Here is a 9024-nt window from a genome sequence, read left to right on the forward strand (position 1 = left end):
CTAAACAATGCTAATCAGGAGTACAGCTCACAACAATCTTGTCAAATTTGCCTCATCCTTTGGTTGCAAATTTTCCCTATTTTGGTGAATTTACTTCACGAACTTATGTTGGGAAGCATCTCTGTCTTAAGCAAGATTCTAGCGTCACTATTTATTAGATACTTTAATTAAGTAGCAAACAAAAGTTTTCTCACAAATAAGAAAACTGAGCAATACATATTATTTTGGAGGCTTGAATGACATTTACTAGCAGTGCTTACGACCAAGGAAAAGCAGATATTAAGCAGTTAAGTGTAGACGACCAATTAGGTTTGCTGTGGTTTGTTTACACCCAAATGGGCAAATCAATAACGCCAGCGGCTCCCGGTGCTTCCGGTTCTGACATCGCTCAGGGTCTGTTCGATCAAGTCAAGCCGCTGCCCCACCAAGAACAACTACAAGTAATGCGCGACATTGCCTCAAATGCCAATACTGAAATCAGCCGGATGTACGGCTCAATGAGTCCTGAAACCAAGCTGGCTTTTTGGTATTTTCTAGCAGTAGGAATGGACGAAGGAACTATTATTCCTGTGCCTTCGGACTATCAACTTCCCGAAGCAGGACAAGCTTTACTAGGAAAGATTGAGGGCATGGACTTCCAGCAGCAAATTGATTTTCTTCGCGGTACAATTTTAGAAATGGGTGCTGAAGCCGCTCCGGGGGCTGGCATTTAAAAAGATTAGTAATTACTCAGCGAATTAATTGCCCGCAACCCCGGTTAATTTATGATTAAATTAGCTGGGGTTGCTCAATCTAGCAGCCGTGGACGCATTTCAACGTAATGCTGTCATTCACAGGCGTTGCAAAGCATCTCTATAAAACTTAATGCCTGACCGAAAGCATCCAGGATACAAGCCCCCGGATTCATCCGTCCAGAAATAAAAAACCTGTATCCGATAAAGGAGCCCCCGAATTTATCCGTGGGTCAATGCTTCAATCTAAAATCTAAAATCTAAAATCTAAAATCGATTGACCTCATAACTTTGCCTGCGCTAATAAGTCTTCTAACAGGGAGCTAACTTCCTGACCGTAGGAAATTTCCAGCGTATGACCGTCCGGGTCTTGGAGATAAGCCCAGTAACCGACAGGAGGTTCCGAGTCATTAGGGCCGTTCAATAAAAGCCCTTCTGACTCAGCTTCACTGCAAAGGCGATCGACTTTTTCACGAGTTTCGCAGGCGACGCCGAGATGGGAATGTGGTAAAAGTTTGCCATCCACTAATGGTGCTTTAATTAGCACAATGACGAACGGTCGAATTAAATCACAAATCCAAGCAACATCTAATGATTTAATTGGATCTACACGGCGGTGAACCACTTTGAGGCTAGCGTACTTCGCGTAAAACGAGATGCTTTTGTCTACATCACTAACAGAAAGTGCAATGTGGGTAAAACCAATATCGCTCATTTGAAGTTTCCTCCTATAATGTACGCAAATTTTACCGCTAATAACTGAATTCAGCAGCTCTGTTCCCCACTATTTGCGGCACACCTGCGGTAAAACGCATATCTTCGCAGCCCAAAGTTAGCAAGGGCTGACCTAAGTTTAAACTGGCAAAAGGACTTTCTTCTGCCACTTCTAACTGGCCTCTAATCAAGCCGATTCTAGATTTAAATTCTCCTTTAAACAACAGCAAATTGCTGCGGTTCGCGCTGAAAACCTTACCGCTGAAAGGCAGCGGTAAGGCTAAAGTTTGCTTACTGTAATTAAGACTGCACAGTTGACGGTTTTCTTGGCGAACTGTGACGCGGTAGCCTAGGGGTGCTGCCTTTACCGAATCGCTGCCTTCCCAACTAAATGTAGCTAATTCTTTAGGAAGTCCCCAAATTTCGCGCCCGCCTGCTACCGAGTTAGGATTGTCTACGTAGATGTGCGAAATCCAAGCGCCCCATTTTCCGGCATAATTGGCGATCGCGCTAACTACAATTAACTCATTGTACTCCATTACCGAACCCAACCCGTAGGACGATATATAAATGCCACCTAGGGTTTTTCCGGGCAATAAAGAGACAATTTCTAACTCAGAGGGAACCAAGGGGCGCACTCGTGCCACATCTACCAATTGTAAAGTCTGAACAGCATAACCTTGCAGATTCCAAGGTGCAGGTGGGTATACCATTTTTACTGATTAAATGTCTGAGATTTTATCTTTATTTTAGCTTAGCGTATCAAAAAGCAACAATTTTTGGTATTTTTTCACAAGTTGTTAGTAATTTATTTATTTAAACAAATTAATATGTGAGGATAAATTTGATGAATAATTGACGTGGGTTATCTGTTGTATGGGGGCGGGTTTAGTAAAATTGTTAGTGAAAATTAGATATTATTCGTAAAACCCGCCCCTACAGATCTTATCAGCGTTTATCCGGGTTCATCTGCGGTTAAAAATCGGCCAATCTACTTACTAGCATAACCCGTACTTACCAAAAACTCCCGCAGCTTCCCAAAGAATTGAGTGCGATCGCGCCCTTGATAAACTCTCTCCAACAACTGCCAACCTTCCGCCTCCTGGCCCATGACATACTTGTTCCCCATGAAGGCCGCCAGAATCCCTTTCACCTCCCCATTTTCACTCAGACGCTTGTTAGATTCCAGCCAAAGCTCAGCAGAATTCGTGTATACTTCCACCGGATACTGTTTGCTAACATCTTGCATTTTTCCGGCGCGGTACTGCCAAACTTGCAGCGGGAAGCGAGAATCAGCATAATTTGTAAAAGCCTCCGCAAATCGCCCGTCCTGACTCTTGAACTCTGGAATATCATTTTTGCCAAAATCGACAATTTCGTAACTCAAATTGCCCCAGAAATGCTTGATATGACTGTATTTGTTAGCGCCGGAATCGTAGCGGTAAATAAACGAATAATTGCAGCAGCGGACGCCGCTTTTGATTGACACTAAATCTGCTAGCACTTCCGGTTCCTTGTCGCCGTCCAAATCGCGAATTCGCAGCGATAACAAACGTCCTTCTGATATCTCTTCGCTGGCTCTTTGGTCAGGATTATCTACTAGAGAACGAGTCGGAATCAGCACTGGTTCTTCCAATAAATTTTTACCGTCGCGGATAATTTTGATGCGGAGATTTTTAGCATTTTCTGCTTCTTTTACGAAAGAAACTTCCGCCCGAACTTTCCCCGCTTCCGAGATTTCTGTTGTTCTCGGCGGGCCGATATTCGCCGGAACTTGGGCAATATATTGAGCAGGAACTAAGGCAGTTTGACCGGGTTTGGCGATCGCTTGACAGAAAAAAGTTGCGACTTCGGCGCGAGTAGCGTTGCGAGTAGGTTCTAGCTGTTTAACAGCGGGATAATTCACCACAAGTTGTTTTTCTGTGGCGGCGGCGATCGCACTTCTGGCCAGTTCGGGAATATCCCGCGCATCTTCAAACGTCGCATCCAAAATCTCAGCCGCCGACGCCGTAGGTGTATATTTCAAGCCGCTAGTTAAAGCTACCAAAGCCTGCCAGCGGGTAATATTCAAAGTGGGGTTAAAGATACTGCCACTGTATCCAGACATAAAACCCGTCTGATAAGCTTCTCGAATTGCTTTAAAACCCCAGTAATTTGTAGGAATATCTGCAAAGTCGATCGGAGCGCGGACGGTTTTGGCATCCGGAAAAGCCATGCGAACCATCGCCGCAAACTCAGCGCGGCTGACGGGGCGATTCGGGCGAAAAGTGCCGTCTTCGTAGTAGCCACTGATGATTTTTTTCTGCGCTAACTCCTCTATGCAAGCTTGCGCCCAATGGTCGTTAACATCCTTAAATTTGGCTTGAGCAAATGCCGGCGCTACATTCAGACCCGGAAACATTAAATTCCCGATGATTATCCCCAGGGCTACCACTAAAGCCATGATAGCTTGCCATCTGTGCGATCGAATCATAGAACAGACTCCTCTACTTACAAATTGGCGATCGAAACTTTCGGAAACTTTCTTCTTTCTTTATATAATATCAGCTAGATTAACTTGATTTAATATCATTTATTAAAATTTTAGCTACGACTAGGGACACGGCAATGCCATGCCCCTAAATTATCGAGTTGTATAATAAAGCTTACTTCGACTCTAAAGTCATCTCCATCGCCATTTTTGTTGTGATTGTTGATTCTTCTGAGCTGCCAGCATTTTTAGCACTCATTTCGCTATTTGAACTAATAGATACAGTAGAGCGAAAAGGAATTAATCTATCCAAGCGCCCTGTAACTTTTCCCCGACCCTGAGAACTAAAAGATTTTAGGGTTAAGGTACTTCCAGCAGGCAGTAGGGGAGAGGTAATATTTTGGGGGTTTGCTTGCTGCTCTATACTTACATTCATAGAGACAACTCCATCTTGCCAGCTATCCAATTCATAGGTAGCAATGTCATTCACATTCATGCCACTGAAATCAGAGGAAGAAGAAACGCGCCATTTGGCTCCTTTTCCGACTGCTTCTGCAGGCAGCGGCGAGGCAAGTTGTTCTAGAGATTTAGACATTTGTCCAACCATTTGTTTGAGGTTGTTGTCAGCTCCTTCGGGCAAAATAATGTCACCTCCTTTATGAAAACCGCGATTGTCCATGATGAAAGAGCCTTTCACTCCGACCATGCTTTTGAGTGCGGAACGCATGGCATCTCGCGCGGCTGGCGGCATATTTCCAGTATCGCCCGCGATATCTGAGTTAGTATAAGCAAACTCGTAGTGAATATCGCCGTTGGGAGCGATTTTAGTGACTTTTGTCTCGAAAGTCATCACCGATATTGGAATTTTACCCTCAGGCTCAGACCGACCGGATGCGGATATTTCCACATCCATTTTTACGGTCATAACACTTGTTTCTTTGACATCGATAGCTGGCTTCAAACGCAGTTCCTGTCGTGGTTCCACTCCCGGATTTAGCAGTTCCACTTGCGGGGTTTTCGAGTTGGGACCAGGCGCGGATACGCCAGGGGCTGGCTGCTGCACTACAAGTGGAGCTTCAGCACTGAGGGAAACAGGAGAAAGCTCGATCGCCCATCCTGCACTCGCCAAACAAAGAGATGTAATAAACAGTGTTTTTTTCATTAACTTAATTTCCTGTTATTTGAATGTTTGCCTGTTGCCACAGTCGATCGACTGTCACGAATTTGTAACCTTTATACAAAAGCAAGGGAATTATTTTCTCAGCAGAAGCTGCAACATCTTCGCCACCGCAATAGCCGTCGTGAAGTACAATAATTGAGCCGTTTTCAGTTTGTTGCACGACCCGACTAATAACTTTCCTAACCCCCGGTCGCACCCAATCTTCCGGGACGACACTCCACATTACGGGGCGATATTCCCACTGTTGCAATAACTCTAATGTTCGCGGTGTAAAAATGCCGTTGGGCGGCCGCACATCCCGGATAAATTCTGGGTCTAAATCGCAAGCTTTGGCAATTGCTTTTTGCGTGTCTTCTAAACTTTGTTTTAGTTCGTGGGTTTTGAGTTTGGCAAACGATATATGCTGGTAGCCGTGGAGGCCGATCCAGTGTCCGCGATCGCAAACTTCCTTAGCGGTTTCTGGATGCCTGTCAACGCAAAAGCCCAGCCAGAAAAAACTAGCTTTGATGTCGTATTTATCTAAAACTTTTAACACTTGAGGTGTGTGCTGGCGGTGCGGGCCGTCGTCAAATGTGAGGGCAATTTCTCGGCTGTTGATATCTCCCGTCCACAGACATCTGGGAAAAGCAGATTTGAGGATGGGATGAACGACAGGAAACAGGGGTGCTAGTGGCATTGATTAACCTTGATAAATGCGATCGGGTAGAAATGAAGCTGCGTTACAATAGAATAAAGTTAACTCAATCTAGGTAAATATGACAACTGCCGTTGATATTGGAACGCTAATTGTCAGCACGCCGGGAACTTGCGGTGGCAGCCCACGAATTGCAGGAACTAGAATTACGGTAGAGAACATTGCTATTGATTTTAATGCTGGGCTGACTCCAGAACAAATCAGTGATGAAAAACCGCACTTGACTTTAGCACAAAGTTATGTTGCACTAGCCTGCTATTATGCAAACAAAGACAAAATTGACGCGGAGATAGCAGCAGAAAACGCTGAGTGGGAGCGCTTAGAGTCTGAATATACGACCAAAATTAAGCCGTTACAATAGAATATGATAGGAATAGTTAGGAGCTTATAGTAGAGCTAAATAACTGTTAGTAAAAGATGAGCGATTGCCCATTTTTTAAAAAATTAACTCTTTTGATATAGCCTCACACGATCTCGGATAAATCCACCTCTATCTCCCGGTCGATGCGCTCGCCCTACAGTGTTTTCCTATACTTAAAAAAAGCACAACCAATCGACCAACCATCAAGGAGGAAAAATGACAGAGGAATATTTAGCCGAACGAACAGTTTCAGCCGTATTTAAGGAAGAAGAACAATTAGACGGCGTAATTCGGCGCTTGCTCGATCGCGGAGTTTCCCGCGACCACATCTCAGTAATGGGAAAAAACTTTCAATCTAAAACTAAAATTGCCGGCTTTATTACTAAAAAAGATGTGATATTAGGCGGTCTGCGAAGCGGGGCGATTTTTGGTTCCTTATTCGGTTCTTTCTTGGGTTTGCTAACAGGCGTCGGCGTGCTGTTTATTCCCTTTGTCGGTGCAGTAGTATCGGCGGGCCCGCTGGGTGCGGTACTGTTGGGTGCAGCTAGCGGCGCGATCGCAGGTTCGGCCGGTGCGGGTCTAGTTTCCGCTTTGGTCGCTTTGGGAATGCCGGAAGACAAAGCAACTATCTATCAAACCCGCGTTGAAGCAGGCGAATTTCTGGTGATGGCAGAAGTTCCCGCAGATAAATCTGGCGAATTTCAACTCTTGCTAGAAAGTGCAGGTGGCGAAGAGATAGCTATTAGCGAGATGACGCTGCCGCGCGCCGTCAAAGGTCGCTGCAATAGTCCGGCAGACTTGTCTCCAGAAGTGCGATCGCACCTGTCGGAAGCTGCTCAAAAAACCTTTATGGAATCCTACAACGCCGCATTTGATGAAAGCAACGACTCGATACAATCCGAACACACCGCTTGGAACGCCATTCACCAGCAGTATGAAGAAGATGAAAACGGCGTTTGGACTAAGCCTTTAGCAAAAGCCTAGTCTTCCAATCGCAGCCAACTAATAAAAAATACAATCAAGCCTCTAGAACTGCGGTTCTGGAGGCTTTGACGATTTTAGATTTTAGATTTGTGCAAGAATTAATTAAATTTTAGATTTTAGAGTTTTAAAAACTAAATATTTAATAATTTCGGAATTGCCGAAAGTCGCATTACTTTTTGAAAGTGGTATTGCACTAGGTTGCGTTGTCAAGTACAATCTATAGGCTTACAATATAAAATTAAGTTAAGCCAATGCAAAAATACGTTTGTACAGTTTGCAATTACGTCTACGATCCAGAAGTAGGCGACCCCGACGGAGGCATAGCTCCCGGTACACCCTTTGAAGATATCCCCGACGATTGGGTTTGTCCGACTTGCGGGGCGGTAAAATCGGATTTTGAACCAGAATAAGCGAGAAAAAATTTGTCCGATCGAATGCTCAAAATTACAGTCATCGGCGGCGGTGCTGCTGGTTTTTTTAGTGCAATTACCTGTGCGAAAACCTACCCGCAGGCCCGCGTCACTTTACTAGAAGCTGGCCGGCAACTCCTGGCAAAAGTTCGCATCTCTGGCGGCGGGCGCTGCAACGTCACTCACGCTTGTTTTGATCCCGGTATTTTAGTACAGAATTACCCCAGAGGTGGGAAAGCTCTGCGCGGTGCTTTTACTCGATTTCAACCGCGCGATACTGTAGAATGGTTTGCAGGTCACGGTGTGAAGTTGAAAACAGAAGAAGACGGGCGAATGTTTCCGATCACCGACGATTCGGAGACAATTGTTAACTGTTTGATCCGGGCTGCTGAGGATGCAGGCGTAAAAATTCGCACCGGCGATGCAGTAGTTTCAGTAAAGAAATTAACGGGCAACACCGCAGAGGGCGAACAGGGGGACACCGCCCCTAGGTTTGAAATTGAGTTGAAGTCGGGGGAGAGTTTTAAGTGCGATCGCATCCTTCTCGCTACAGGCAGCAATCCTTCTGGTTTTAAGTGGGCAAAAGAGTTAGGTAATACTGTAGAACTGCCCGTTCCTTCTCTATTTACTTTTAATATTTCCGACAGCAGAATCAAAGATTTAGCCGGAATTTCTGTTCCTAATGCTAAGGTGAAATTGCCGGGAGCTAAATTAGAACAAAGCGGGCCTTTGCTAATTACTCACTGGGGTTTAAGCGGGCCTGCTGTACTCAAACTTTCGGCTTGGGGTGCGAGATTTTTGCACGATCGCCATTATAAAACATCTGTGCTGATTAATTGGCTTCCCCAGTACAATGCGGAAGTTTTGCGGCAGCAACTGCTAGCGGTTAAGTCGCAGTTGTCGCACCGATTGATTGTCTCTAGCTGTCCGTTTCCGGTGCCGCGTCGCCTCTGGGAACGCTTGACAAGTTCGATCGGCATTGATGAGCAAAAACGCTGGGCAGACTTATCTAACAAAACCCTCGATCGCCTCCTGCAAGAACTCGTTCAAGGCGAATATCAGGTTGCAGGAAAAGGCGCATTTAAAGAAGAATTCGTCACCTGCGGCGGTGTCAACCTCAAAGAAGTCGATTTTAAGACAATGGAAAGCCGCCGCTGTCCCGGACTTTTCTTTGCTGGCGAAATCTTGGATATCGACGGCGTGACGGGTGGTTTCAACTTCCAAAGTGCTTGGACTACGGCGTGGTTGGCCGGGAACGCGATCGGCAAACCATCCGATTTTAGATTTTAGATTTTAGATTTTAGATTGGGGAATATTTGCTGTGTAAAGGTTTAGGAGTTGCGATCGCGCGATCGGCTTGCCTGTATTAAATTTTGTGTTATTTTTGAACTGTAGTTTAGACTAACCAAAGATGAGAACGGTGGCCAAAGAAGAACTAGAGCCACCGCGCCAGGAGAGAATGAGGGTGAAAAAGAAAACC

At 45.3% G+C, this 9024-nt stretch carries 10 protein-coding genes; 5 read left to right on the forward strand and 5 right to left on the reverse strand.

Translation table 11 applies throughout. The features are described 5' to 3' along the window. Window positions 1-236: 236 nt before the first annotated feature. Entirely contained in the window at window positions 237-713 is a 477-nt protein-coding gene (locus E5S67_RS05365) for an orange carotenoid protein N-terminal domain-containing protein (RefSeq protein ID WP_172186033.1), read from the forward strand. Between the two features lie 301 nt (window positions 714-1014). On the opposite strand, the gene E5S67_RS05370 is transcribed toward E5S67_RS05365, so the two are convergent. The 5 genes from E5S67_RS05370 to E5S67_RS05390 all read right to left on the reverse strand — a co-directional run bounded on the left by E5S67_RS05370 (window position 1015) and on the right by E5S67_RS05390 (window position 5771). Then, window positions 1015-1446: a VOC family protein gene (locus E5S67_RS05370; RefSeq protein ID WP_172186034.1), complete on the reverse strand. Its 432-nt coding sequence runs from the start codon at window positions 1444-1446 to the stop codon at window positions 1015-1017. Window positions 1447-1483: 37 nt separating this feature from the next. Further along, window positions 1484-2158 (reverse strand): acetoacetate decarboxylase family protein, encoded by a 675-nt coding sequence (locus tag E5S67_RS05375; RefSeq protein WP_172186035.1) that lies wholly within the window; start codon window positions 2156-2158, stop codon window positions 1484-1486. Window positions 2159-2436: 278 nt separating this feature from the next. Further along, window positions 2437-3918: an S-layer homology domain-containing protein gene (locus tag E5S67_RS05380; RefSeq protein WP_172186036.1), complete on the reverse strand. Its 1482-nt coding sequence runs from the start codon at window positions 3916-3918 to the stop codon at window positions 2437-2439. 172 nt (window positions 3919-4090) lie between these two features. Next, entirely contained in the window at window positions 4091-5077 is a 987-nt protein-coding gene (locus E5S67_RS05385) for a DUF6263 family protein (RefSeq protein WP_172186037.1), read from the reverse strand. Window positions 5078-5081: 4 nt separating this feature from the next. Further along, complete coding sequence (locus tag E5S67_RS05390; RefSeq protein WP_172186038.1) at window positions 5082-5771, reverse strand: polysaccharide deacetylase family protein; 690 nt, start codon at window positions 5769-5771, stop codon at window positions 5082-5084. Between the two features lie 79 nt (window positions 5772-5850). Here E5S67_RS05390 and E5S67_RS05395 point away from each other — a divergent pair, with 79 nt between their 5' ends. From E5S67_RS05395 to E5S67_RS05410, 4 genes are all read left to right on the forward strand, one after another. Continuing rightward, a complete protein-coding gene (locus tag E5S67_RS05395) occupies window positions 5851-6150 on the forward strand; it encodes a DUF433 domain-containing protein (protein WP_172186039.1) in 300 nt (99 codons plus the stop codon). A gap of 216 nt (window positions 6151-6366) precedes the next feature. Then, complete coding sequence (locus E5S67_RS05400; RefSeq protein ID WP_172186040.1) at window positions 6367-7134, forward strand: ChaB family protein; 768 nt, start codon at window positions 6367-6369, stop codon at window positions 7132-7134. 251 nt (window positions 7135-7385) lie between these two features. Continuing rightward, entirely contained in the window at window positions 7386-7544 is a 159-nt protein-coding gene (gene rd / locus E5S67_RS05405) for a rubredoxin (protein WP_172186041.1), read from the forward strand. A gap of 24 nt (window positions 7545-7568) precedes the next feature. Continuing rightward, entirely contained in the window at window positions 7569-8834 is a 1266-nt protein-coding gene (locus E5S67_RS05410; protein ID WP_172186042.1) for a BaiN/RdsA family NAD(P)/FAD-dependent oxidoreductase, read from the forward strand. Window positions 8835-9024: the final 190 nt, after the last annotated feature.

It is taken from the genome of Microcoleus asticus IPMA8 (assembly GCF_013179805.1).
GTDB lineage: Bacteria > Cyanobacteriota > Cyanobacteriia > Cyanobacteriales > Microcoleaceae > Microcoleus > Microcoleus asticus.